A 24,982-nucleotide genomic window follows, 5' to 3' on the forward strand; every position below is an offset into this window, starting at 1 on the left:
TGAAGTGAGGTTTTTTTAATACCACGCTTGAAGCTCTTTAGAACCCCCGGCATAGCCAGGGGTTTTCGAAACCATAAATAAAAAAACCCGCTCCCAGTAGGCGGATTTTAAATTAATAGCTCATTTGCAGCTTTTTTATATATACTTAAGGAAAACTTCGAATTAACATCCGCATTAAATTGACAATAATAAAATGGATAGAAGATATCATATTCCTCTAATACTGCAACATTATGATTAAAGATATCTTCATAATATTTATCTAACGGATGATAAAGTTTATACTCTAAAATAGAAATGATTGTTTGTAAGCTTGTTATGACTTGATATGATTCTTTTAACGTACTAAAATATTCAAAGTGTCGCTTTGAAATGTGTAATACGTTAATTTTTTTAAAATTTGCTATTTCAACATCATCATAATAGTTCGGAAAAATAAATGAATACATAAAGTCAGTTAGTTCTTGTATTTTCTCTTCTTGTTCTTTTGTAGATGCAAAAACTACTTTCAATTGTAACCCACCCTTATTGAAATTTCCCCTAATAATGGCTTTTTTCTTTAAAGCATTGTTTTCTTTATCGAAAATCTTAGGTGAGCATAATAATGTATAGTTCTTTAGAAAAGATGCCCTGAAACTAGATAATGTTTAGATTTTCAATAATGACCTAAAAAACAACAATTTTTTCTAATATAGCCATGTAATTATGTTAAGGATAACATAGAAAAAAGCGGCTAAATCGTGGTAATTATGACCATGTGAAAGGACTTTCAAATGAAATTGGATAAAAGTGATAATTGGTTCGAGATGAAAATACCAGAAAAATGGGATAAGATTAAGGTTGATGAACTCTTTAGAGAGATTTGGAAAGCTCCCAAAAAAATGATCCATCAATTCCGGATGGAAAAAAGTGTTATAGTAAATGGAGAAAAAGCTATATGGGAACGTCCGCTTCAAACTGGTGATGTTTTACAAATTTCTTTGCTTCAGGAAGATGATTTTGGGGTAATCCCTGATGCTATTGAAATAGATGTTTTGTATGAGGATGAGCATCTTCTTGTTGTCAATAAGCCCGCTGGAATAGAAACCCATCCTAATGAGGCGGGTCAATTACATACATTAGCTAATGCAGTAGCATATCATTTTAAACAACAAGGAGTTCAGCGTCGTGTTCGTCATGTACACCGGCTTGATAAGGATACAACCGGGGCTGTTTTATTTGCTAAGCATGCTTTTTCCCATGCATTACTTGACCGCATGTTAAATGAAAGAGCAATAAAGCGTACTTACCTTGCCATTGTACAAGGTATGATCAAAAATCGCACTGGTGTCATTGATCAGCCCATTGGTCGTGATCGGCATCATCCAACAAGAAGACGTGTCTCTAGAAATGGTCAGAAAGCAGTTACCCATTATAAATTAGTAAAAACTTTTTCATCCAAAAAACTATCGTTGATTGAATGCAATTTAGATACTGGAAGAACTCATCAAATTAGAGTCCATCTAAGTTCAATAGGACATCCACTTGCTGGAGATGTTTTATATGGAGGTAAACCGATATTTAAAAGGCAGGCACTCCATGCTCGAAAACTAGTATTCACTCATCCCTTTACAGAGAAAAAAATCGAATGCATTGCACCATTTATAGATGATCCTCCAATATTCTCAGGGATATGAAAAGAAATCGGAAAATTATCCGATTTCTTTTCACAAACTATCCTATTATTTTATACCCATCGAAACATACTTCATTTCCATAAATTCCATGATTCCTTCGCGACCGCCCTCTTTTCCTTGACCGGATTGTTTTATACCTCCAAATGGGGCTTCTGCTACTGCAGGGAATACATCGTTAATCCCGACAATTCCGTATTCTAGTTGTTCCATTACTCTTATTGCACGGTTTAAGTTTTCGGTAAATAAATAAGCAGCAAGACCATACTTGTCATGATTTGCTAATTCAATTACCTCTTCCTCTGTTTCAAATGGTTGTATAGGTAATAACGGTCCGAATGTTTCTTCATTCATCACTTTCATTTGACTGGAGACATTGGTTAAAACGGTAGGTTCGAAAAAGTATCCATCAAGCTTTTCCTTGTACACCCTTCCACCTAATGCGGTGACGGCACCTTTTGAAATTGCGTCTTCATACTGGTGTTTGACTTTTTGTAAGGCATTTTCATCAATTAATGGACCGATATTTACTTGATTATCCAAGCCATCTCCGATTTTCATTGCTTCAATTTGTTCCATTAATTTCGAAGTGAATTCCTCTTGAATGGAATGCTGCACATAGATGCGATTGGCACATATACATGTCTGGCCACAATTTCTAAATTTACTCATGATGGTCATCTTGACCGCCTGTTCAAGATCGGAATCGTCAAACACAAGGATAGGTGCGTGACCTCCTAATTCTAATGAAAGTTTTTTGACAGTATCTGCACTGCCTCTCATTAGTAATTTTCCAACCTCTGTGGAGCCTGTAAAAGTAATTAAACGGACATCTGGGTTACTCATGAATTCTTTGCCAATGGCGGCCGGGTCTCCGGTAACTAGATTCAAAACACCCTTTGGCAATCCGACCTCTTCAAATATTTTGACAATCTTTATAGCTGACAGCGGCGTTTGTTCCGCTGGTTTCAATACAACTGTACATCCTGCTGCGAGTGCCGGACCGAGCTTTCTCGTAATCATCGAGGATGGAAAATTCCAAGGTGTGATGGCAGCAACAACGCCAATTGGCTGTGGAACGACAAATAGCCTCTTTCCTTTATTCGAGGATGGAATTATTTCTCCATACACACGATTTCCTTCCTCCGCATACCATTGCAAATAACTTGCAGCAGATGCAATTTCTCCTCTCGCCTCGGCAAGCGGCTTTCCCTGTTCCGGCGTTAAAACTCTTGCAAGCTCTTCAAGTCTTTCCATCATCAATGTATAGGCGGAATACAAATATTTGGAACGCTCCCTCGCAGACAAATTAGCCCAATATGGAAATGCTTTTTTCGCCGATTCTACTGCCTTCTTAGCGTCTGAACCATTTCCATAAGAAACAGCTTTTATTTTGTTCAAGTTAGAAGGATTTACAACATCTACTTGGTTTCCACTTTGGGAATCACTCCAATTGCCGTCAATATATAAACTTTTTATATGCTGACCATCTAATTGCATTTCCATCCCCCTCTTTATTTTGATTCCACAGCGGCCTCTATAAATGGCCATGAAGGTAGTCGTTTGTTTAAAGGTTTATCCACTCGGTATCCTAGTGCATATTCAGCCTGCATAATGGTATGGATTTCTCTTGTACCTTCATAAATAACTGGGGCTTTCGAATTTCTTAAATATCGTGCAACAGGGTACTCGTCAGAATATCCATATGCTCCGTGAATTTGCACCGCATCATCTGCAGCTTTATTGGCATAATCACAAGCTTGCCATTTAGCAAGAGATGTCTCTCTTGTATTTCGTTTTCCTTGATTTTTCAATTCACCCACACGGTAGACGAGGAGTCTTGAAATCTGGAGACCAGCTTCCATATTCGCAATCATTTGCTGGACTAGCTGGTGTCTTCCGATTTCCTTCCCAAAGGTTGTTCTTTCATGGCAATATTTAAGAGATGCTTCTAAGGAAGCCATAATGAGTCCACACGCACCTGCTGCAACTGTGAATCTTCCATTATCCAGTGCAGACATCGCAATTTTAAACCCTTCTCCTTCTTGACCTAATAAATTTTCTTTAGGAACCCTAATATGATCAAAAAAGATTTCACCAGTATTTCCCGCTCGAATACCATGCTTTCCTTTGATTGCCTTTGATGAAAAGCCGTCCAGTGTTCTTTCCACAATAAACGCCGATATTCCATGATGCTTTTTACTTTTATCCGTATAAGCGAATACGATAAAATGATCTGCTACATCACATAAGGAAATCCATGTTTTTTGCCCGTTTAAAATATAGAAATCTCCATCTTTTGTTGCTGTAGTATTAATTGCTGCTACATCCGAACCTGCACCCGGCTCTGTTAAACCGAAGGCTCCAATCTTTTTCCCTATTGCTTGCGGAACAAGGTATTTATTCTTTTGCTCCTCTGTTCCCCATTGAAGGAGCGTCATACTGTTCAGTCCAGAATGTACAGATACAGCTGTCCGATAGGCAGTATCGCCTCTTTCCAACTCTTCACAAACGATGGCTAATGCATTGTAATCCATACCACCTCCACCATACTTTTCTGGAATACAAACTCCCATTAACCCAAGGTCTGCTAACCTTTGCATAATCCTTGGTTCAAAATGTCCTTTAGAATCCCATTCACCGATAAAAGGCATGATTTCTTTATCGACAAAGCTTCTTACCGTTTTTCTTAACAATTCCTGTTCCTCAGTAAAATCAAAATTCATTTCTATCACTCTCCTATATTATTTTGTTCGCTATCATTTGCGAGATTTCCTGTTCTGAATATTCTAGAGAATGTAAAATTTCCTGTGTATGTTCACCAGCCATTGGAGGATGTTTCGTAATTTCGACCGGTGTTTTGGACAATTTTAACGGACTACCGACTAATTTAATTTCACCTGCTGTCGGGTGATCCAAATTTATTATCATTTCCCTTGCACTCACTTGTGGATCTTGAAACACCATTTCCAGATTATTAATAGGACCACATGGTATACTGTGTTCATTGCATTTTTTTAACCAGTATTCGGTTGGTTGTTTAAGTAAACCATTTTGTAAAATAGGAATTAATTCTTCTTGATTTTCTACTCTATTCGCATTCGCTTTAAATTTAGGGTCATTGTGTAGATTATCTAGTTCGAGAATATGACAGAGCTTTTCAAATTGACGATCATTTCCTACAGCTATTACCATCTTTCCGTTTTTCGTATCAAAGGTTTGATAAGGTACGATATTCGCATGCAAGTTTCCTAGTAATCTTGGAAGTTTTTCGGTCATCAAATAATTACTAGCAATATTAACAAGTGCACTGATTCCCGAATCAAATAGGGAAATATCTAGCTTTTGACCGGTGCCAGATTTCTGCCTTTCGAAGAGTGCTGCTTGAATACCATTGCAGGCATAAAGGCCGGTTAAAATATCTGTGATAGCAATTCCTACTTTTTGTGGACCAGATTCATTTGATCCGGTAATACTCATTAACCCACTCATTGCTTGTACGATATAATCATATCCTGCTAAATTTTTATATGGACCAGTTTCCCCAAATCCAGTAATAGAACAAAATACTAGTTTCGGGTTTAGTTGTGAGAGGGTCTCATACCCTAATCCAAGTCGCTCCGTTGTTCCTGTTTTAAAATTGTGAATCACCACATCACTTTGTAAAACAAGCCTTTTTATCATTTCCAACCCTTTTTCCGATTTTAGGTTGACTGTTAAACTTTTTTTATTTCGGTTAGCACATAAATAATAAGCACTTATTCCATTTTGAAAAGGAGGGCCCCAATCCCTAGTATCATCACTTCCCCCTGGTGCCTCTACTTTTATTACTTCTGCTCCTAGATCTCCTAAAATCATCGTACATAGCGGCCCAGCCAGTACCCTCGTAAAATCCAAAATTTTTATCCCAGCTAATGCTCCGTCCAAATTCCATCACCTCTTTATTAGAAAGCTTGACCAAATAAAAAAACAGTTTCCTTCATTTTTATATTTACGAGGTTAGCTCCAAAATTATGCCAATACTTTTTTGGAGTAAGAGTTTCATAACAATAAAAAACTCGTATCTTAAAAAGTTACGAGTAAGATTTGAAGTATAAAATTGTAAATGACCATTGTAAAAGAGGTGCAATTAGCACATCTTATGCTTCTATTTTGCTACGGATTAAGCGAAATAATAGGTAGGAATGAGTAAATTTAAACTAGGAAAAATGCCATTATTATCAAATCGTGATAGCTACCATCGGATTTCTTTATTGCTTTTCTTTTGACGCCTTCTTCAACAAAACCAAAATTCTTGTAAAGGTTTATTGCACCTTTATTATCTGCAAAAACTTCAAGACAAATTTTTTCTAATAATGGATTGTTTTCAGCCCATTCCAAAAGTGATTTTAATAAGGCTTTACCTACTCCTTGATTTCTATATTCTTTTTTTACGCTCATACCAAATGAACCTTGATGCTTTATTCGTTGTCTGTGTCCATTGTGAAAATCCAAAAATCCTATAATTTCGTTTCTAAATTCTGCTAAGATAGCTAATTTCCCACTATCATCATATAATTGTTGCAAAAAAAGTTTTTGTTGTTCTTTTGTTGTCTTAAATTCAGCTTCTGTAGTTAGCAAATAAGGTGCTTCTCCCATAATAGTTTTATTAAATGTCATAACTTTGTCCGCATCTTCTGGTAAAGCTGTTCTTACAACAAAATTTTCTCCATTCAAAAATTCAAATTTCGTTAATCCTACCTCTCCCACTGTAATCCCTCCTAATTTATAGCAATAAAGACTTTTACATTATTATAAATTAATTTTTAAAAATGGAATAAAAGAATATCATTTATCCCAATTATGGTTCTAATTTATACGCTAATTACTAAAAAATCTTATTGAAATAACAAAAATAAAAGGTTCAAATCATATTTGATTTGAACCTTTTATTGATATTTTTGTACACTTAAATCACTCAAAAAGACGAGAGTTTAAAATCCTATATTATTGTTGGCCAGATTTTACCCACTCAGCAACTTGAACAGTGCGTTTTGCTTGGTGTTTTACGGCAGCTTGAACGTCTTCTACCATTTTGCCATCTTGACCTTGTGTAACGCTTGTACCATATGGGTTTCCACCAGCAGCATAAATAGATGGATCTGTGTAGCCAGGTGCTGCAATGATAGCTCCCCAGTGCATCATAGAAGTATAAATAGCATGAATTGTTTGCTCTTGGCCACCATGAGCGTTACCTGCTGAAGCCATTGCACTTACTACTTTATTCACTGTTTTCCCTTGTGCCCATGCCCCGCCTAATGTGTCTAGAAACTGTTTCATTTGTGATGGAACATTACCGAAACGTGTTGGAGCGCTGAAAATAATTGCATCTGCCCATTCAATATCTGCTGCTGTTGCAACAGGTACATTTTGTGTTTCATCATAATGTTGTTTCCAAACTGGGTTGGATTCAATCGCAGCAGCTGGTGCAAGCTCTTCTACCTTTAATAATTTAACTTCGGCACCTGCTTCTTTTCCTGCATCTTCAGCCCATTTTGCAAGTTGATAGTTCGTTCCTGTTGAACTATAGTAAATAATTGCTAAATTTACATTTGTCATGTGAAAGCTCCTTCTTTAGATAAATTTTATTGCAGGTAAACAACATTAATAATATTTTATTAAATGCTATCTCTTATCCCTACAATCTTAATTTTTAATGAAGAGGTTTGATAAGTTTCCTTTACCTCAAAAACCACATGATGAATTCAATTAACTTGAATTAGAGATATTTTTAAAACTATTAATTTTTTGCGTCAACTAACATGCCTTATACCAATAAATAATAAGTGTATTTTTATTCTTACTGTGTAAAACTAAAATACATTAATAGCTTATTGGACTTTTTTCTTTTATCTTATCGAAAAATCAGCTAAAATATATACGTTTGGTAAACCAAGCTTTTCAGGAGGATAAATGATGGTATTTAAAAATAAAAAGGATAAATTTGCGGTTTTATTAGAGAATATTGCTGGGAATTTACATGAGAGTGCTAATTATTTTGCCGATTACAAACTAAATGATGAAAGTAATTTAAAAGAATTTGCACAAAAAATGAAAGAATATGAAACAAAAGGAGATGCATATGTCCATGAAATGATCATGGAATTAAATGATGCATTTATTACACCAATCGAACGAGAAGATTTACTAACTTTAACGAACAGTTTAGACGATGTCCTTGATGGATTGGAGCACTGTGCTTTTATTTTCGAGGTATATGTGATTTTGCATGCAGATGAGTATATGTATAAGTTTGTGGAAGCAATCCTTAATTGTGCAAAAGAAATTGAAAAAGCAATTGAATTTCTTTTCAATAAAAAGCTTCCAAACATGCGTCCACATGCTATTAAAATAAAAGAGTATGAGTCGTTGTGTGACGATATTTTACGTGAATCCATAAAGGAATTATTCCAAAAAGAAAAAGACCCTATTCGTTTAATTAAATACAAAGAAGTATATGAAAATCTAGAGGATATTGCGGATGATTGCCAAAGTGTCGCAAACATACTAGAAACCATTATTATGAAAAACGCATAAGGAGCGTACACAATGGATAGTGTTTTTATCATAACCTTGCTTACAGTCATCTTTGCCCTTGGCTTTGATTTCATCAATGGTTTTCATGATACTGCGAATGCAATCGCAACATCGGTTTCAACGAAAGCTTTAAAACCAAGACATGCCATCCTTCTAGCGGCAATTATGAATTTCCTAGGCGCCTTGACATTTACCGGGGTAGCCAAAACAATATCAAAGGACATTGTTGATCCATATACCATACATAATGGATCCATTGTCATCCTTGCTGCATTAATAGCAGCGATCGCCTGGAATCTTATAACATGGTACTTTGGAATTCCCAGCAGTTCCTCCCATGCAATTATCGGGGCCTTAGCTGGCGCAGCAATTGCTGCAGCCGGTTTCTTATCTATCAATTACAAAGGATTTATCAAAATTCTTGAAGCCTTACTTATTTCTCCAGTCCTTGCATTTATTATTGGGTTTATTATTTACAGTATTTTCAAAGTTGCATTTAAAAATTTTAATTTAGCAAAAACGAATAAAAATTTCCGCTTGATACAAATATTAACCGCAGCAATTCAATCATATAGTCATGGTACAAATGATGCACAAAAATCCATGGGGATAATTACATTAGCATTGATTTCCAGCCATATGATTTCTGGTACCGATATCCCTTTTTGGGTACAAGTTTCCTGTGCGACTGCAATGGGATTGGGTACTTCAATAGGGGGATACAAAATTATCAAAACGGTCGGCGGGAAAATCATGAAGATTAAGCCTATCAATGGTGTAGCGGCAGATTTAAGCTCCGCCATGATTATATTTGGTGCAACATTTATACACCTACCGGTCAGTAGTACTCATGTAATTTCCTCCTCTATTCTTGGAGTCGGTACTGCACATCGCGTAAAAGGAGTAAAATGGGATACTGCCCGAAGAATAGTTTTTACTTGGATCATTACATTACCAATAACAGCTATACTCTCAGCTCTTATTTATTATATTCTCAACATTTTCATGTAAGAAAAGCGCGTGACGCTGGAGCTTGACAATGACAAAATTTTAAAAATTATTTATGATGAGAATTTTTATATTTTCTTATCATGTAAAAAAGGCACATTTTGTGCCTTTTTTACTTATTGCTTAAAACAGAAACTTGCGGATAATCGTAAATAATAAAAGAATAGCTACAACAAACATGACAATGACTAATATTTTTTCTTCCTTATTTCCTTGCATGCTTATTTTCACCACTTTCACTCATATAGTTTAATGCTTTCAAAATCACCGTACTGCATGATTTTTTCATCAAAGGTTAAATACTTAGTGATCGGATTAGGAATAACTATACATTTTATACCTGCCTTTAATGCTGCAGTAGATCCATTAACAGAATCTTCTATTGCTATAGCATCTCCAGCATGAACCCCTAATTTCTCTAATGCTTGTAAATAGAGCTGTGGATCTGGTTTTACTTTCGTAACATCATCGCTCGTACAAATCGCATTGAAATCCCCTAATATTTGAAACTTTTGTAAGAATGGCTCTACCCATGCTCTTGAGGAACTCGTTGCTAACCCAATCTTCATGCCTGAATCTTTCACCTGCTGAAAGAATGGCATGAATCCTGGCCTCATATCTAAGGATTTTGCTTTTTGATTCATAAGTGCTTCTAGTTTTTCAGTAAATTCTTCTTTAATAAAAGATTGACCAACTTCTTCAAAATAGTATTGAAGTAATTCTTCGTCACTGGTTCCGATAAAGGTTGCGAACTTCTCCAATGGCAGTTGGAAACCAAAATCATTCTCTAATATTTCCTTCGACATTTCATACCAAAGTGATTCAGTATCGATCATAGTCCCATCAAAATCAAAGATAATAGCTTTCATTTTCTTCCCCTTTTGAATATTTGTCTGTTTTAAGTTTAAGAAAAAAGCCTGTTATTTAATTAATAAGATTAAACGATTATAACATTCTTTCCAGCAAATTTTAAACGAAACACAATTGTTCTTGTTTTGTTCATTTGATAAATGGTGTTTTTATATTGATTGTGGTTATTCGTCTTTGTTTTAAAACCTAAGCATGCTTGACTTAGGGGCATCTTTTCTTATAAACTCTATTCATTTTTAACAAAAATAAGCTTTTAACCAAGTGTTTTAGTATAAAAAGCAGCATAGGTTAAGAAAAGAGCCTTGATTAATCAACATTTTTTCGCGTTAATTGGAAAAACTACAATAAAAACTATTGCTCATTCACCTAAAAACGAATAATATAATAACTGTTGTAATAATTGTTCGTGTTTTTGGAGGTATTATATGATTTCATTTAAATTAAAAGAAAATGGCACAAATACTAAAACTGAAGTTGTAGCAGGTCTCACTACTTTTTTAACGATGGTATATATCGTTATTGTCAATCCTGTTATTCTACATGATGCAGGAGTTCCCTTTAACGATGTCTTTATGGCTACGATTATTGCCACTGTAATAGGAACATTGTGGATGGCACTATGTGCAAATTATCCAATTGCTATTGCACCAGGGATGGGCATGAACGCCTACTTCGCTTACTCTGTTGTAGGAAGTCATGGACATGTTTCCTATACCACTGCATTTTCTGCGGTATTTGTAGCAGGTATCATTTTTATCATCCTATCTTTAACTCCTTTTCGCCAAAAGCTAATTGAAGCTATTCCAGAAAATTTAAAGCATGGAATTACAGCCGGTATTGGACTTTTTATTGCGTTTATTGGATTAAAACAAACAGGAATTATTGTTGGGGATAAAGCTAATCTAGTTAAACTTGGTGATTTGCATGATCCATTAACCATCCTGGCATTAGTCGGACTTGCTATTACCTTAATTTTGTTTGCAAGAAATATTCCTGGTGCATTATTTATTGGCATGATTTTTACTGGAATCATTGCATTTTTCACCGGGAAATTAAAGTTTGATAAAGGGTTTGTCGGAAAGCCTTCTCTTCCACATTTTATGATTGATAACCCTATAAGCGCTTTTGGTGATGTTATCCACCACAGCTTATATGCCGTCGTCTTTTCATTTTTGCTTGTAACCATTTTTGATACGACTGGAACGATGGTAGGGGTTGCCGAGCAAGCAGGTCTAATGAGAGGGAGAACATTGCCACGTGCGCGTCGGGCATTACTTTCGGATTCTATCGGAACAACGATTGGTGCTGTTTTCGGAACGAGTCCAACAACTGCATTTATTGAATCGACAGCTGGTGTGGCTGCTGGTGGTCGTACAGGATTAACTACAACTATTGTAGCGATACTTTTTATTATTTCTTCCTTTTTTAGTCCGCTTGTAAGTGCAGTATCTAGTTTATCTGCAATTACTGCTCCTGCATTAATTATTGTAGGAAGTTTAATGATTGGCAACGTCGCCCATATTAAATGGAATGAAATCGACGAAGCATTCCCAGCGTTTTTAATTATTTTAAGTATGCCGTTAACTTCTAGTATCGCAACAGGTATTGCACTAGGCTTTATTTCTTACCCAATTCTAAAGGTTGTTAAGGGGAAATGGCGTGAAGTCCATCCGCTTGTATATTTATTTGCTGTGTTATTTATTCTGCAGCTTGCATTTGTACCACACTAAGTAAGAAAAGCGTAAGCGCCTTGCCCATCGGCGTATGGATGAGTGAAATTTGCAGTTTAATTTCACCTGAGTAGTCTTCGACTGAAATAAAGGAAACCGTGCTGAGGTAGTTCACGAGCTATTGAAAATTGAACTACCATTTTCACCGAGTGAAATTTGAAGTACCAATTTCACCTGATGTTGACTTATCGTAGGGAGGAGACGGAGAAATCCGCTAGCCGATAGGCGCTATTGAAATTGAAGTACAAATTTCACCTGGAGCTAGACAAGGACTATGAGGTTAAATAATTTATATAATAATAAATTTTGTACATTCTTATCTTTAAAAAACGTCTAGATCATACATTCTTATGATCTAGACGTTTCTTCTATAAATGGAAAAAGTACATAACTCACAAAAGAATTTACTGTACTTTTACTTTCATTTCAAATCTAAAAGCATTTTTGCGGGATTCTCAAGCACACTGACAAGACGATTCGTGAAAGCTACTGCAGTTGCACCGTCTGCTACGCGATGGTCAAATGACATTGAAATGTTCATGATCGAACGAATTACAATCTCATCATTAATGACCACTGGCCGCTTTTTTGTTTTATGAAATGCTACTAAAGCAGATTCAGGGTAATTAATAATCGGCGTTGCCCCGATTCCTCCTAGTGGACCAACATTGCTGATCGTAAAGGTACCACCTGTAATATCTTCCCTCGTTAGCTGGTTATGTTGTGCCTTCTCAATATATTGCTTCATTTCTTGATGGATTGCTTTTAGCGTCTTTTGTTCAACATTGTGGATGACAGGTACAATTAGACCTTCATTTGTGTCCACTGCAACTCCAATGTTATATTCTCTTTTCAATTGAATGATTTCTTTTTCTTCATCTAAAACGGAATTGAAAATTGGATAATCCTTTAATGCTAGATAAATTGCCTTGATAAAAAATGCCGCTACGGAAATATTAGTTCCATCTGCTTTTAATTCATTTTTTAAAGAAAGTAATTTCGTTACATCCACTTCTTCAAAATGTGTCACATGTGGGATAGTATAAAGTGACTTTGTCATTTTTGCGGCAATTTGCTTTCTTCTCCCTTTAAACGGAATCTCCTCTTGATCAATTGTTAACGGCTGAGTTTGTTTTACTGGTTCTTCCACCTTAACTTCTATCTGAGGAGAAGGGCTTTTCGTCTTATTTAAAAATTTATAAATATCTTCATCCGTAACCCTGCCAATTGGACCGCTTCCTTCTACTTTTTCTATGTCTACTCCAAGCTCTCTAGCGATTCTCCTAGTATGCGGTGCGGCAATAATCCTTTTTTTAGGTAAAGGTTTTTCCGATTTAGGCGGATGATTAGATTGTGTTTGATCTGTTTCAATGATTAAAATGGTTGTCCCAACCGTTACATTTGTTCCTTCTTCTATTAATATATCGCTAACTACTCCAGATATAGGTGACGGAAGCTCTGCGGTCATTTTATCTGTTTGCACCTCTACAAGAGGCTGATCACTTTTAACTCTATCTCCCTTTTTCACAAAATAGGTTAAAATTTCTCCCTCTGTCATTCCTTCGCCAATATCATGCAGCTTTACCTCGACCAATATTGTCACCTTCTTTCTTTTTTGGCAATGTTAATGTTCGATGTTGATTAAGAGCCCTGTTTTACATGTAAGTGGTTTTATTTAAATGAATAACTAATCGATCATATGCACCAATAGCGGTTAAATGCAGCAACATAATTGTTTAACAAAGCCATTCCTTTAAAAATTTATAACCTTTTCAATCGCCTTTGTAATCCTGCCTTCATTAGGTAGAAAATGATTTTCCAGTGAATAAAAAGGGACAGGTACATCAAAACCAGCGACTCTTTCAATCGGTGCTCTCAAATAAAGAAAGGCGGTTTCTTGAATAACGGATATAATTTCTGCACCTAACCCACTCGTAGCATGCGCCTCATGCACAACAACCACACGACCGGTCTTTTGGACAGATTCTGCAATCATGTGATGGTCCAAAGGATATAAGGTGCGTAAATCTATGACATCACAGCCGATTCCCTCATTCTTTGCCTTTTCAGCTGCTTTCATTGCAATGGGCACCATCGCACCCCAAGCGATAATCGTAACATCTTCACCTTCCATTAAGAGGTTCGCTTTGCCGATTTCAACGGTATATTTACCAACTGGAACTTCTTCTTTGAATGCCCTGTAAGAACGCAATGATTCCAAAAATAGAACAGGATCCGGATCCTCAATGCTAGAAATAAGCAATCCCTTTGCATCATAAGGATTCGATGGACAAACAACCTTAATTCCCGGCATATGTGTGAATAATGCTTCCATACTGTCCGAATGTATTTCTGGTGCCTTAACTCCTGCTCCATATGGTGCACGAATTACAAGTGGAACATGAAATTTACTCATCGTCCGCATGCGAATCCTCGTCGCATGTACCATTATTTGTTCAAAAGCTGGATAAATAAAACCTAGAAACTGGATTTCCACGACAGGTAAAAAACCATTAATTGCAAGGCCGATTGCTGTTCCAACAATCCCTGACTCACTTAAAGGAGTATCGATTACACGTTCTTCTCCAAATTCATCGATTAGACCATCGGTTGCACGGAAAACTCCGCCATTACGGCCGACATCTTCCCCCATAACGATGATTTCCTTGCGTTCACGCATCATTGTTTGCAAACCGTCTGTAACCGCCTGCACTAAAGAGAGCTTTTGGGTCTTCATTACATCAGTACTCACCTGCTCACCCCTCTTAAGTATTCGTAATAATCATCCTTCTGCTTTTGAATAGTCCAAGTTGGTTCTGCAAAGACATGATTAAATAAATCATTTACATCCGGTTTAGGGAAAGCTTCCATCTCTTTGATTGCTGTTTCAACTTTTTCGTCTACTTGATCTTGAAGCTGAACAAGCCAATCTTCATCCCATAATCCCTCATTTTTTAAATATCGTTCTAAGCGCAGGACAGGATCCGATGTTTCTCTTTTTGATTTACTTTCTTCTTGATTGCGATATTTTGTCGGATCATCTGCAGTTGTATGAGCGCCATATCTCCATGTGACTGCTTCTATAAGAGTTGGTCCTTCGCCATTTCTAGCTCTTTGCAATGCTTTTTTCGTTTCAAAATATACGGAAAAAATATCATTTCCATCTAGTCGGACACCAGGAATTCCATATGCCACTGCCTTTTGTGCAATGGTTTCCGAGTTCATCTGTTTATGGATTGGAACAGAAATTGCATATTGGTTATTTTGATTAAAAAATACTACAGGCGCTTTAAATACACTGGCAAAGTTTAAGCCTTCATGAAAATCGCCTTCTGATGTTGCTCCGTCACCGAAGTAAACAATCGAGGCATTTTGGGTCCCCTTCCACTTCTCTGCTAATGCTGTACCAGTAGCATGTAAAAGCTGCGTTGCTATCGGCACTGCAGGTGGAAATATTTTTCTTCCTTCTGGTGGTACGCACCCTTCCACTCTACCGTTCCAATATAAGAAAATCGTTGTTAAGGAATGTCCAAACGTCATGCTTGCCGCATGATCACGGTACGTCGGAAACAACCAATCATCTTCCTGCAAGGCAAAGGCACTTCCAACCTGGGATGCTTCCTGGCCTTCGAATGGCGCATATGTTCCAAGTCTGCCTTGCCTTTGTAAACTCACCGCCTTGCGGTCAAACGATCTAACTAACAACATTTTTTCATATAATGTACGAGCAAGTTCATCTGTAATTAAATTTTTTATTTCATTATTTAAAACCCTTCCATTCTCATCTAAATATTGCTTTGTTTGAAAATCCTTCACTATTCGCCCATCCTCCTTTTTAGTGGGAACCCCCTTACAAAGAATTAATGTCTCACTTCCCACTTCGGACGTTTATGATGTGAAAAGAAACTATTGCGATGTTTTCTTGCCTCTAAGCGCTGTTCACAAAAATGATTTGCAGATTGAACGGTTGAGATATGCTCATTTTCGGCAGCACGATAAATTTCAAGCAACGAGGTATATATTGCCTTTGTTTTTTTGATCACTCTCTGTTTATTTGGTCCATATAATTCGTCAGATACTTGAATGAGTCCACCAGCATTGACGATATAATCAGGTGCATAGAGAATTCCCTTTTTTAATAAAACATCTCCATGATGATCATCTAATAATTGATTATTGGCAGACCCAACAATAGCTTTTACTTTTAGCAACTCTATCGTTTCGTCATTAATAATTCCGCCTAGTGCACAAGGAACAAAAAGGTCCGCATCTACCCCGTAAATATCACTTCCAGAAACAACTTTTATAGAAGTATTGCCGATTTCTTTGCCGCGTTCGATTAAAGCATCAATCGATTTTTGATAAATTTCGGAAACATAGAGGCTAGCACCTTCTTCTAATAATTGCTCTGCCACCTTAAAGCCAACTTTCCCAAGACCTTGGATAGCATAAACTTTATTTCCAATTGATTTTGTCCCGTCTAATACTTCATTTGTCGCTTTTATGCCATAAATAACACCGTGTGCTGTTGGAATAGACGAGTCCCCGCTGCCTCCATACTCCTCAGGTAATCCGACAATACAATTCGTTTCTTTCATAGCATGAACAAAATCCTCTGGGGTTGTTCCCATATCTGTCCCTGTATAGTAACGCCCATTTAATGAATCAATATATTGACCAAGTGACCGGAACAATTCTGGTGTTTTGTCCTTGGCTGGGTCGCCGATGATGACTGTTTTCCCTCCTCCAAAATCCAAATCCGCTGCAGCACATTTATAAGTCATACCTTTTGAAAGTCTTAGCGCATCATTAAGTGCGTCTTCAAATGATTTATATGGATACATTCTACATCCGCCAGTTGCAGGTCCCAGTGTTGTGTTATGTATTGCAATTATTGCCTTTAATCCAGTCCTAGCATCGTTACAAAATACTACTTGTTCATGGCTTTTTATCTCTTTAAATAAATCCATAATATTTTCCCCTTTCTGGAAGTTACAAGTTAAAAGTAAAATGATCAATATGTGATGGGAAGAAATTGCTAAGTCACCAATTTCATATTTCTATCCGTTATTTTAAAAAGTTTTTTTACAAAGTTTTCATATAAAGCAATTAAGTTTAAGAGAAGGGCCTTACATCACGGAGGATTCTAATCTTTCCTGAATTTGAGTTTTTGGAAGGATGACTTGTTTTACCTCCCCTTTCCCAATTAACCCCTTCTCCGTCCAGCTTTCTGTTTTTGTAATAATTACGTTTTCGATTATTTCGGTTAAAGTAGCTTTTACGGTTACAACCGTGCCTTCCGTAGTTGGTGCAATATGTTTTACATGGACCGCACCGCCGATCCCTTCTTCATGCTCTTCAAGGTAGGGCAGAATGATTTTCCGTGACACCCATTCCATGTGATAAACCATGGAAACAGTAGAATATGCCTTATGAATCACATTACCTTCGAACTGGGCAAACATATCCGGTGTAACTGCAAATGAAATGGTAGCTGTTTGACCAATTTCCATGCCTTTTTTCATTGCATCACCTCTTTTCTAATAACAAATGCGTAATCTCCTTGCTAATTCGCTAGTTGGTAGAAACTTACTCTTGCCGTGGACAAAAAACTAATATCTATTAATCTATCGATAATAGCGCTCTGTCACTGGCCATTTTGGTCCCACGTATTCTTTGAAATTCTCCCATTAATTGGTCAATCGAAAGATTTCTCTTATCGTCCTCATTCACTTCAAGAATGATTTGCCCTTTATCCATCATAATTAATCGATTACCTAAATCTAATGCTTGCTGCATATTGTGTGTCACCATAATGGTCGTTAATTGATCTTTTTCCACCAATTCTTTTGTAAGCTCGGTAATCAGCTTGGCACGCGAAGGATCAAGTGCAGCTGTATGTTCATCAAGCAAGAGAATAGATGGATTTGTAAAAGTGGCCATTAATAATGATAATGCTTGTCTTTCACCGCCAGACAATAATCCCACTTTTGCATTTAAACGGTTTTCTAGATTTAAATGTAAAATGGCAAGAGATTCTTTAAAGAGCTCTCTTCTCTTTTTGTCCACACCTCTTCGGAGTCTTCGTTTTTGATTTCTTGAATATGCCATTGCCAAATTTTCTTCAATTGTCATCGTAGGGGCGGTACCAGCCATTGGGTCCTGAAACACTCTGCCAATTAATTTTGATCTCTTGTATTCTGGCAATTTCGTTACATCTTCTGAATCTATATGAATGGTGCCGACATCAGGTGTAAGGACGCCTGATATCATATTCATTAAAGTGGACTTACCAGCACCATTACTACCAATTACAGTCAAAAAGTCTCCTTTTTTTAAGCTTAAATTGATTCGATCTAAAGCAATCTTTTCATCTGGGGTAGATTCATTAAATAGCTTGCTAATCTGATTGAGCTGTAGCACCTGACTCCCCCTCTTTCCTTACATCTGCTTGTAATGCTGCCATCCTTTCCATATGCCTCTTTGATTTTCTTCTTTTTTCACGCTGCTTTTCAATTACCTTCGGAAGAATTAACGCTAAAACGACGATAATTGCAGTTATAAGCTTCATATCTCCTGGATCTAAAATTCCCAACCTAAGGGCGACACCAAAAATGATTCGATAAATGATGGCACCAAAAATAACCGCCATAGTCGTTCTAATAATGGTTTTCGTACCAAAAATTGCTTCTCCGAGAATAACAGAGGCAAGACCAATAATAATCATCCCGATTCCCATTCCGACATCTGCATACATGGAATATTGAGCAAATAACGCCCCCGCAAATGCAACGAGTGCATTGGAGATACCAAGGCATATCACAATATATGAATCTGTATTAGCCGAAAAGCTCCTGATCATTCTTTGGTTATCCCCTGTAGCCCTTATCGCAAGACCTATCTCTGTTTGCAAAAACCAGTCGGCCAACTTTTTCACAATATATGTCACTAATATCATAAGGAAAAGGGTACTCCATATTGAAGGAAGATATTGAATTCCTATTTTTCCAAGTGTGTTATTAATCCAGCCATCTATCCCTAAAGGAGTCCAAAGCTGTTGAAATATCGTAAAAACAGAATCAGAATTTAATAATGGAATATTTGGTCTTCCTACAGAGGTTTCAGTAGTGAGTCCCATAATACGTAAATTAATAGAATAAAGGGCAATCATCATTAAAATTCCTGAAAGGAGAGGATTTATTTTTCCTTTTGTGTGCAAAAGCCCTGTAATACTTCCTGCAGCAAAACCGACAACTAAGGCCAAAACAGTGGCTAAAATAGGATTATATCCAAAAGTAATCATCGTTGCCGCAACAGCTGCACCGGTAACAAAGCTTCCATCAACCGTTAAATCAGGAAAATCCAGCACTCGGAATGAAAGATACACTCCAAGTGCTAGAATTGCATAGATGATTCCTTGCTCAAGTGATCCAAAGATCGTTGCAAACATCGAACCATCTCCTATTTATTCAGTAGTTTCTGCGTTCCAATCATCTTTAATTTCTACTCCGATGGTTTTTGCTGTCTTTTCATTTATGACTAGCTTAAGATTTTGTGGAACTTGAACAGGAATATCGGAAGGCTTACTTTCGCCTTTTAATATTTTGACTGCCATTTGCCCTGCTTCATAGCCAATATCATAATATTCAAAGCCATATGCACCTAAGGCACCTTTTTTAACGGAATCAAATTCAGCTGCCATCATCGGAAGTTTATTTTTATTGGCGACGGAAATGACAGATTCTAAAGCTGATACAACGGTATTGTCAGAAATAATATATAATCCGTCGACTTTGCCTACCAAAGATTCTGTTGCTTGTTTGACATCAGCAGAGGTTGCAACAGAAGCTTCCTTAATTTCTAACCCTAAATCTTTTGCTAATTTCTTAACGTTATCTACTTGTGCACGTGAATTTTGTTCACCTGCGTTATAAACCATACCAACTTTCGTTATATTCAGCATTTCTTTCATAAATTTCAAGGTGTTTGGAATTGCTTCTGGATGGGTATCGATTGTTCCAGTAATATTCCCGCCTGGGTTCTCTAAAGAGGAAACAAGTTTCGCTCCAATTGGATCCGTGACAGATGTAAAGACAATCGGAATATCTTTCGTTTTACTTGCTACTGCCTGAGCACTTGGTGTAGAGTTTGCGAAGATGAGATCGACATTTGAATTAACTAAATTCGTTGCGATGGTGGTATTTGCACTATTATCTCCTTGTGCATTTTGTACATTATATTCTGCCTTTATCCCGCCATCTTCTAATGCCTTTTTAAAGCCTTCAAATGCTGCATCTAGTGATGGGTGTTCGACAATCTGGGTAACTCCGATGGTATACGTTTTTTCCTTTGAACCTTCCTTATTTCCTTGACCTCCCGATGATGGAGGTGTCGATGTTTTTGATCCACAAGCAGCTAATAAAATAGTACTTAATAATACAACAGCGGTTTTTTTCCATTTCATCATTCCAGTACCCCTTTAAAATAAGTATTTGAAGGCTTTTTTCTTAAACTTTGTTACTTAATAAAAGCTATAACCTTAAAAATTTCTTAGTTTACGCTTGTTCAAAAGTATTTCTTTAAGAAAAAATGCCCCGAAACTATACTGTTTCAGTATTTTAACAAAGAACGAGAAGTAACATTTTGTTCTGAAAATAGCCCTGTTGAATGAGAATTGAATGTAAAACCAATTAAACTCTAAATCCCACTACCTGTCTCCCCCAGGAACAAATGTGGGAATATCCGATTATTTCCTTTATTATTGAATCCCCCCTTTTATTGGAAACGGTTTCATTTTCTTGTTTAATTAAGTAATATGCTTTTATTAACATGCTGTACACCATTATCACGAAATAAAAGCTAGCGTGTCATTAACGTTATATTAACACTTTATATGAATAATGGTCAATTCAATTTGAAATATTACAAATATTCTATTTGCACTAGGAAAATTTTAAAAGGTTGATAAATACATTAATTTTGTATTGTATTCCTCCAACATGGAATCAATGACTTCCTTTACAGTTGGAATTGTTTTTATTAAACCAGCAATTTGACCGCTATTCATAAATCCTTCTTGTTCATTCCCAGCGATCGCCCCGTTACGATGATATGCCTCAGTTGTTAATTCCTCATATTGATGTAAAGCTAAGCCGTTTTTTTCCTTTGCTAAAATAGACTTGGCGAAAGAGCCATCTAATACTCTTCTTACCCTTCCAAATGAACGCCCCATGACAATTGTGCTATTATCTGATGCTTCTATTATTCTCGTTTTATATTCATTAGAAAATGGTGCTTCCTTTGTAGCTACAAATCTAGTGCCCATTTGCACCCCTTTTGCTCCTAATGCAAATGCAGCTAACATACCTCTTCCATCTGCGATACCTCCGGCTGCAATGACTGGAACCGATACAGAGTCAACAACTTGTGGTACTAAGGTCATGGTCGTAGTTTCAAATGGTGAATTTATTCCTGCTGCTTCAACCCCTTCTACGACAATAATATCTGCTCCTACAAGTTCCGCTTTCTTTGCCTGTTTAATACTTGCGGTTACAACCATTACTTTCACTTGGTTTTCATGCAAAATTGGAATAAAGGGTGCCGGGTTTCCAGCAGATAATGACACAACTGGTATACCATGTTTGATAATTAGATCTACTATTTTTTCTACTTCAGGATGAACTGAAACAGGGATATTCACGGCAAAAGGTTTTTTTGTCAGCTGTTTTGTCTCTACGATAATATTTTCAATTTCTGACAGATTCATAGTTCCTGTTCCAATTGTTCCTAAGCCTCCTGCTTCTGAAACCGCAGCGGTAAGTATGGCATTGCTAATATTCCCCATCCCACCTTGAATGATTGGTTTCTCTATACCAAGAAGTGTTGTTACTTGATTCATATGACTGCCCCCGCATGTGAGTTATTATGATTCTTCTATAATCAGAGGATGGTTAAACATATCGTATTCCTTATCTTTCATGGATAATTCATTACCATCTTTAAAGACTGCTTCAAAAAAGTGGCATGCTGGTTCTGTTAGTTCACGATAATAATCAGTAAATAGGTTAGCAGCCGTACTTCCTAGCCATTTATCTGGAAGCAGTTCCTCAGGTAGTCCTGGATCGATAAATAAAAACTTTCTATATTCATGAACAAGCTTCGTTCTTTCTACAAAACAATCCGCTTGTGACATTTGATTATTAGCAATTTTTCGTTTATCATCCGAATACTTTTTACTGTAATAATCGATAAACTGCTTATAATGTTCATTAATATCCTCTAAATCCCAGCATTCTTTTACTAATGTTTGATTCTCTCGAGGACTGCAATATTCCGCAATAAAGTAATGTACATACTCTTTAATCCCATATTTATCTATTAACATATATACTTGTTTCGTTAAATCATTTGGGGAGATAAAGCTGCTATTTGCAACAGAACCAAATCCACTCCATATTAATTCTTTGCGCAATTCATCACGAATATTTCTTTTTTCTTCGGGAATCGAGTATATCAGCATTCGCCATTTACCATCCCATTTTTCCGGATTCAGCTTAAAAATACGCTTTGCTGCCTCATCCATCCTGTCAATTCCGCGTGCTGTCAAAAAATAATAGCTTTTGTTCCCTTCTTTTCGTGAATTTACCCAGCCTTGTTTGTACATGCGTGAAATGGCGGCTCTAACAGCTTGTTCATTATGTCCAAATTCCTTCAATAACCTTATTAAGCTGCCAATCCATATTTCATTTCCATAATGTCGAATATAATCCCCGTACAAAGTAAATATCATCGATCTTGTATTTAAACTGCTGTTCATGTTTGCATTCACTACCTTTTTTTCATCTTATTTTGTCTTAGTTCTAAGTTTTTCATCGTTCTTGCATTTTATCAAACTCATAACATATCGACAATGAACAGCAATTTCCCACTATTTCCGTTTTTTCTATAAAAAAATAATGGTTGGTCTACCTACTTGAGCAATTCTTAGAAGTGCCGAATAACAGCGCAGTTATAGTAGGTAGGCCAACATCTACAACTTGTTTGAAGGTTTTTATATATTTTCCACTATCGTTGCAATTCCTTGGCCAACACCGATGCACATCGTTGCAAGACCAAGTTCCGCATTCTTTCGCTTCATTTCATAGATTAACGTTGTTAAGATTCTGGCACCACTTGCACCTAATGGATGCCCGAATGCGATGGCACCGCCATTTACATTCACTATATCCGGATTAACTTGTAATTGCTTAATACATTCCAGCGATTGAGAGGCAAATGCCTCATTCAACTCTACCAATTGAATATCCTTAAGGGTTGCACCTGTTCTATTTAGCACTTTTCTTGTGGCATATATAGGACCTAATCCCATGACAGCGGGTTCCAATCCTGCAACCGCACTATTTCTATATTTCGCTATCGGCTTACAACCAAGTGCTTTTGCCTTTCTCTCACTCATCAATAATAAAGCTGATGCGCCGTCATTTACGCCGGAAGAATTTCCAGCTGTAACAGTTCCGCCTTCAAATAGTGGTTTTAACTTCGCTAACCCTTCGAGTGTTGTTGTAGGTCGCGGATGTTCATCTAAAAACACCTCTGTCTGATTCCCTTTTCTATCCGTTACCATAACAGGTACTATTTCTTCGGAAAACACCCCTTCTGAAACAGCCCTTTTCGCTTTCATCTGACTTTCGTAAGCAAAGAGATCTTGTTCCGCGCGTGATATATGGAACCGTTTCGCAACATTATCTGCTGTTTCCGGCATGGAATCGGTCCCATACATCTCTTTCAAACGTGGGTTCACAAAGCGCCAGCCAATCGTTGTATCATACATCTCCATATTTCCACGTGGAAACTCTGATTCCGCTTTTCCCATGACAAAGGGAGCTCTCGTCATGCTTTCCGTTCCACCAGCAATAAAGATGTCACCATCGCCTAAAGCAATGGCTCTAGCGGCATAATTAACGGCATCAAGTCCAGATCCACAAAGACGATTTAGGGTAGTCGCTGCCGTCTCAACAGGCAAGCCTGCTAATAAAGCTGACATTCGTGCAACATTGCGATTATCTTCCCCCGCTTGATTTGCGTTGCCTAATACAACTTCTTCTATTTCATGAACAGGAACGTTTGGATTTCTTTCCAGCAATGCTTTAATGACAATTGCTCCAAGGTCATCTGGCCTAATGCTTTTTAAAGCACCTTTGTATCTTCCAATCGGAGTTCGAACTGCGTCCACAATAACGACCGTTTCCATTATCTATCACTCCTATTGGTGTAATCATATACCCCTTTGCCCGATTTTCTACCAAGTCGTCCTGCCTTCACGTATTGAATGAGCAGTGGTGCAGGTCGGTATTTTTCACCAAGTGTTTTGTGTAAATATTGCAGATTGTTAAGTCTAGTATCAAGGCCAACTAGATCCACTAACTCAAATGGACCCATTGGATAATTCAAGCCGAATTTGATCGCTTTATCAATGTCCTCCGGTGTGCCAATTCCCTCCTGCAGCATATAAAATGCTTCATTTCCAACTAAAGCACTTATTCTACTAGTGACAAAACCAGGGAATTCGTTGACAATAACCGTTTCTTTTCCCATTTTTTCAGCGGTAGATTTGATTAATTTAGCTGTCTCGTCATTAGTTTCCAATCCTTTAATGATTTCCACAAGCGGCATTTTATGAACAGGATTAAAGAAATGCATGGCTATCACTTTACTTGGTCTTTTTGTAAAAGAACCTAATTCTGTTGGACTCATCGTTGAAGTATTCGATGCAAAGATGCAAGCTTCTGGAGCATGCGCATCCATCATTTCAAACACCTTTTTCTTAATTTCTACTTTTTCTGGGACTGCTTCGATAATTAAATCTGCTGCCGCGGCAGCTTTTTCAAAGTCTGTTTCATATATAAGGTTGTTTTTTGCCTTCATCAATTGATCAGGAGTAATTTTCCTACGTTCGATTCCTTTCGAAAAAATCTCCTCGATTTCTGCTTGGGCATGGGAAAGCGCCTGTTCATTTACATCATATAAATGAACGGAAAATCCACTAATAGCTGCAGTATAGGCTATTCCTCTTCCCATAACACCAGAGCCAATTACGCATATGTGTTGTATCAACCAATTTACCTC

23 protein-coding genes are annotated in these 24,982 nt (G+C 37.0%); 4 read left to right on the plus strand and 19 right to left on the minus strand.

Going from position 1 to position 24,982, the window contains the following annotated elements:
• Nucleotides 1-107: 107 nt before the first annotated feature.
• Nucleotides 108-512 carry a DUF5365 family protein gene (locus tag AC3WJF_RS18110; RefSeq protein ID WP_492454702.1) on the minus strand — a complete coding sequence of 135 codons (405 nt, stop codon included), beginning with the start codon at nucleotides 510-512 and terminating at the stop codon, nucleotides 108-110.
• 261 nt (nucleotides 513-773) lie between these two features.
• Here AC3WJF_RS18110 and AC3WJF_RS18115 point away from each other — a divergent pair, with 261 nt between their 5' ends.
• Nucleotides 774-1,676, plus strand: a complete 903-nt coding sequence (locus AC3WJF_RS18115) for an RluA family pseudouridine synthase (protein ID WP_492454704.1) — start codon at nucleotides 774-776, stop codon at nucleotides 1,674-1,676.
• Between the two features lie 45 nt (nucleotides 1,677-1,721).
• Here the strand turns inward: AC3WJF_RS18115 and AC3WJF_RS18120 are convergent, their stop codons facing one another.
• From AC3WJF_RS18120 to wrbA, 5 genes are all read right to left on the minus strand, one after another.
• Nucleotides 1,722-3,173: an NAD-dependent succinate-semialdehyde dehydrogenase gene (locus tag AC3WJF_RS18120; RefSeq protein ID WP_492454705.1), complete on the minus strand. Its 1,452-nt coding sequence runs from the start codon at nucleotides 3,171-3,173 to the stop codon at nucleotides 1,722-1,724.
• 14 nt (nucleotides 3,174-3,187) lie between these two features.
• On the minus strand, nucleotides 3,188-4,399 hold the full coding sequence (locus tag AC3WJF_RS18125; protein WP_492454707.1) for an acyl-CoA dehydrogenase family protein: 1,212 nt from the start codon (nucleotides 4,397-4,399) through the stop codon (nucleotides 3,188-3,190).
• A 13-nt stretch (nucleotides 4,400-4,412) separates the two neighbouring features.
• Nucleotides 4,413-5,600: a CaiB/BaiF CoA transferase family protein gene (locus AC3WJF_RS18130; protein WP_492454709.1), complete on the minus strand. Its 1,188-nt coding sequence runs from the start codon at nucleotides 5,598-5,600 to the stop codon at nucleotides 4,413-4,415.
• A gap of 267 nt (nucleotides 5,601-5,867) precedes the next feature.
• Nucleotides 5,868-6,422: a GNAT family N-acetyltransferase gene (locus AC3WJF_RS18135; protein WP_492454711.1), complete on the minus strand. Its 555-nt coding sequence runs from the start codon at nucleotides 6,420-6,422 to the stop codon at nucleotides 5,868-5,870.
• Between the two features lie 237 nt (nucleotides 6,423-6,659).
• Nucleotides 6,660-7,271 (minus strand): NAD(P)H:quinone oxidoreductase, encoded by a 612-nt coding sequence (wrbA, locus tag AC3WJF_RS18140; RefSeq protein ID WP_492454713.1) that lies wholly within the window; start codon nucleotides 7,269-7,271, stop codon nucleotides 6,660-6,662.
• Nucleotides 7,272-7,628: 357 nt separating this feature from the next.
• On the opposite strand from wrbA, the gene AC3WJF_RS18145 reads away from it, so the two are divergent.
• Entirely contained in the window at nucleotides 7,629-8,249 is a 621-nt protein-coding gene (locus AC3WJF_RS18145) for a DUF47 domain-containing protein (protein WP_492454748.1), read from the plus strand.
• Nucleotides 8,250-8,261: 12 nt separating this feature from the next.
• The gene (locus tag AC3WJF_RS18150; protein WP_492454715.1) at nucleotides 8,262-9,260 is read left to right on the plus strand and encodes an inorganic phosphate transporter; all 999 of its coding nucleotides are present in this window, start codon (nucleotides 8,262-8,264) and stop codon (nucleotides 9,258-9,260) included.
• A gap of 233 nt (nucleotides 9,261-9,493) precedes the next feature.
• On the opposite strand, the gene AC3WJF_RS18155 is transcribed toward AC3WJF_RS18150, so the two are convergent.
• Complete coding sequence (locus AC3WJF_RS18155) at nucleotides 9,494-10,126, minus strand: HAD family hydrolase (protein ID WP_492454717.1); 633 nt, start codon at nucleotides 10,124-10,126, stop codon at nucleotides 9,494-9,496.
• Nucleotides 10,127-10,552: 426 nt separating this feature from the next.
• On the opposite strand from AC3WJF_RS18155, the gene AC3WJF_RS18160 reads away from it, so the two are divergent.
• Nucleotides 10,553-11,857 (plus strand): NCS2 family permease, encoded by a 1,305-nt coding sequence (locus AC3WJF_RS18160; protein ID WP_492454719.1) that lies wholly within the window; start codon nucleotides 10,553-10,555, stop codon nucleotides 11,855-11,857.
• Nucleotides 11,858-12,278: 421 nt separating this feature from the next.
• Here the strand turns inward: AC3WJF_RS18160 and AC3WJF_RS18165 are convergent, their stop codons facing one another.
• The 12 genes from AC3WJF_RS18165 to AC3WJF_RS18220 all read right to left on the minus strand — a co-directional run bounded on the left by AC3WJF_RS18165 (nucleotide 12,279) and on the right by AC3WJF_RS18220 (nucleotide 24,970).
• Nucleotides 12,279-13,451 carry a dihydrolipoamide acetyltransferase family protein gene (locus AC3WJF_RS18165; protein WP_492454721.1) on the minus strand — a complete coding sequence of 391 codons (1,173 nt, stop codon included), beginning with the start codon at nucleotides 13,449-13,451 and terminating at the stop codon, nucleotides 12,279-12,281.
• 159 nt (nucleotides 13,452-13,610) lie between these two features.
• Nucleotides 13,611-14,594, minus strand: coding sequence for an alpha-ketoacid dehydrogenase subunit beta (locus tag AC3WJF_RS18170; protein ID WP_492454750.1), 984 nt, complete (start codon nucleotides 14,592-14,594; stop codon nucleotides 13,611-13,613).
• Nucleotides 14,595-14,605: 11 nt separating this feature from the next.
• Nucleotides 14,606-15,676 (minus strand): pyruvate dehydrogenase (acetyl-transferring) E1 component subunit alpha, encoded by a 1,071-nt coding sequence (gene pdhA / locus AC3WJF_RS18175; RefSeq protein ID WP_492454751.1) that lies wholly within the window; start codon nucleotides 15,674-15,676, stop codon nucleotides 14,606-14,608.
• Nucleotides 15,677-15,717: 41 nt separating this feature from the next.
• Nucleotides 15,718-16,827 (minus strand): Leu/Phe/Val dehydrogenase, encoded by a 1,110-nt coding sequence (locus AC3WJF_RS18180; protein WP_492454723.1) that lies wholly within the window; start codon nucleotides 16,825-16,827, stop codon nucleotides 15,718-15,720.
• A 159-nt stretch (nucleotides 16,828-16,986) separates the two neighbouring features.
• Nucleotides 16,987-17,382 (minus strand): thioesterase family protein, encoded by a 396-nt coding sequence (locus tag AC3WJF_RS18185; RefSeq protein ID WP_492454724.1) that lies wholly within the window; start codon nucleotides 17,380-17,382, stop codon nucleotides 16,987-16,989.
• Nucleotides 17,383-17,479: 97 nt separating this feature from the next.
• A complete protein-coding gene (locus AC3WJF_RS18190) occupies nucleotides 17,480-18,280 on the minus strand; it encodes an ABC transporter ATP-binding protein (protein WP_492454726.1) in 801 nt (266 codons plus the stop codon).
• Nucleotides 18,258-19,307 (minus strand): ABC transporter permease, encoded by a 1,050-nt coding sequence (locus AC3WJF_RS18195; protein WP_492454728.1) that lies wholly within the window; start codon nucleotides 19,305-19,307, stop codon nucleotides 18,258-18,260. The genes AC3WJF_RS18190 and AC3WJF_RS18195 overlap by 23 nt, the downstream gene beginning before the upstream one ends.
• Before the next feature lie 15 nt (nucleotides 19,308-19,322).
• The gene (locus AC3WJF_RS18200; RefSeq protein ID WP_492454730.1) at nucleotides 19,323-20,324 is read right to left on the minus strand and encodes an ABC transporter substrate-binding protein; all 1,002 of its coding nucleotides are present in this window, start codon (nucleotides 20,322-20,324) and stop codon (nucleotides 19,323-19,325) included.
• Between the two features lie 486 nt (nucleotides 20,325-20,810).
• Nucleotides 20,811-21,755, minus strand: coding sequence for an NAD(P)H-dependent flavin oxidoreductase (locus tag AC3WJF_RS18205; RefSeq protein ID WP_492454732.1), 945 nt, complete (start codon nucleotides 21,753-21,755; stop codon nucleotides 20,811-20,813).
• A 24-nt stretch (nucleotides 21,756-21,779) separates the two neighbouring features.
• Complete coding sequence (gene paaX / locus AC3WJF_RS18210; protein ID WP_492454734.1) at nucleotides 21,780-22,673, minus strand: phenylacetic acid degradation operon negative regulatory protein PaaX; 894 nt, start codon at nucleotides 22,671-22,673, stop codon at nucleotides 21,780-21,782.
• Between the two features lie 234 nt (nucleotides 22,674-22,907).
• Nucleotides 22,908-24,107 carry an acetyl-CoA C-acyltransferase gene (locus tag AC3WJF_RS18215; protein ID WP_492454736.1) on the minus strand — a complete coding sequence of 400 codons (1,200 nt, stop codon included), beginning with the start codon at nucleotides 24,105-24,107 and terminating at the stop codon, nucleotides 22,908-22,910.
• Entirely contained in the window at nucleotides 24,107-24,970 is an 864-nt protein-coding gene (locus AC3WJF_RS18220) for a 3-hydroxyacyl-CoA dehydrogenase (RefSeq protein ID WP_492454738.1), read from the minus strand. The genes AC3WJF_RS18215 and AC3WJF_RS18220 overlap by 1 nt, the downstream gene beginning before the upstream one ends.
• Nucleotides 24,971-24,982 lie beyond the last annotated feature (12 nt).

It is taken from the genome of Heyndrickxia sp. FW510-T9, assembly GCF_058781025.1.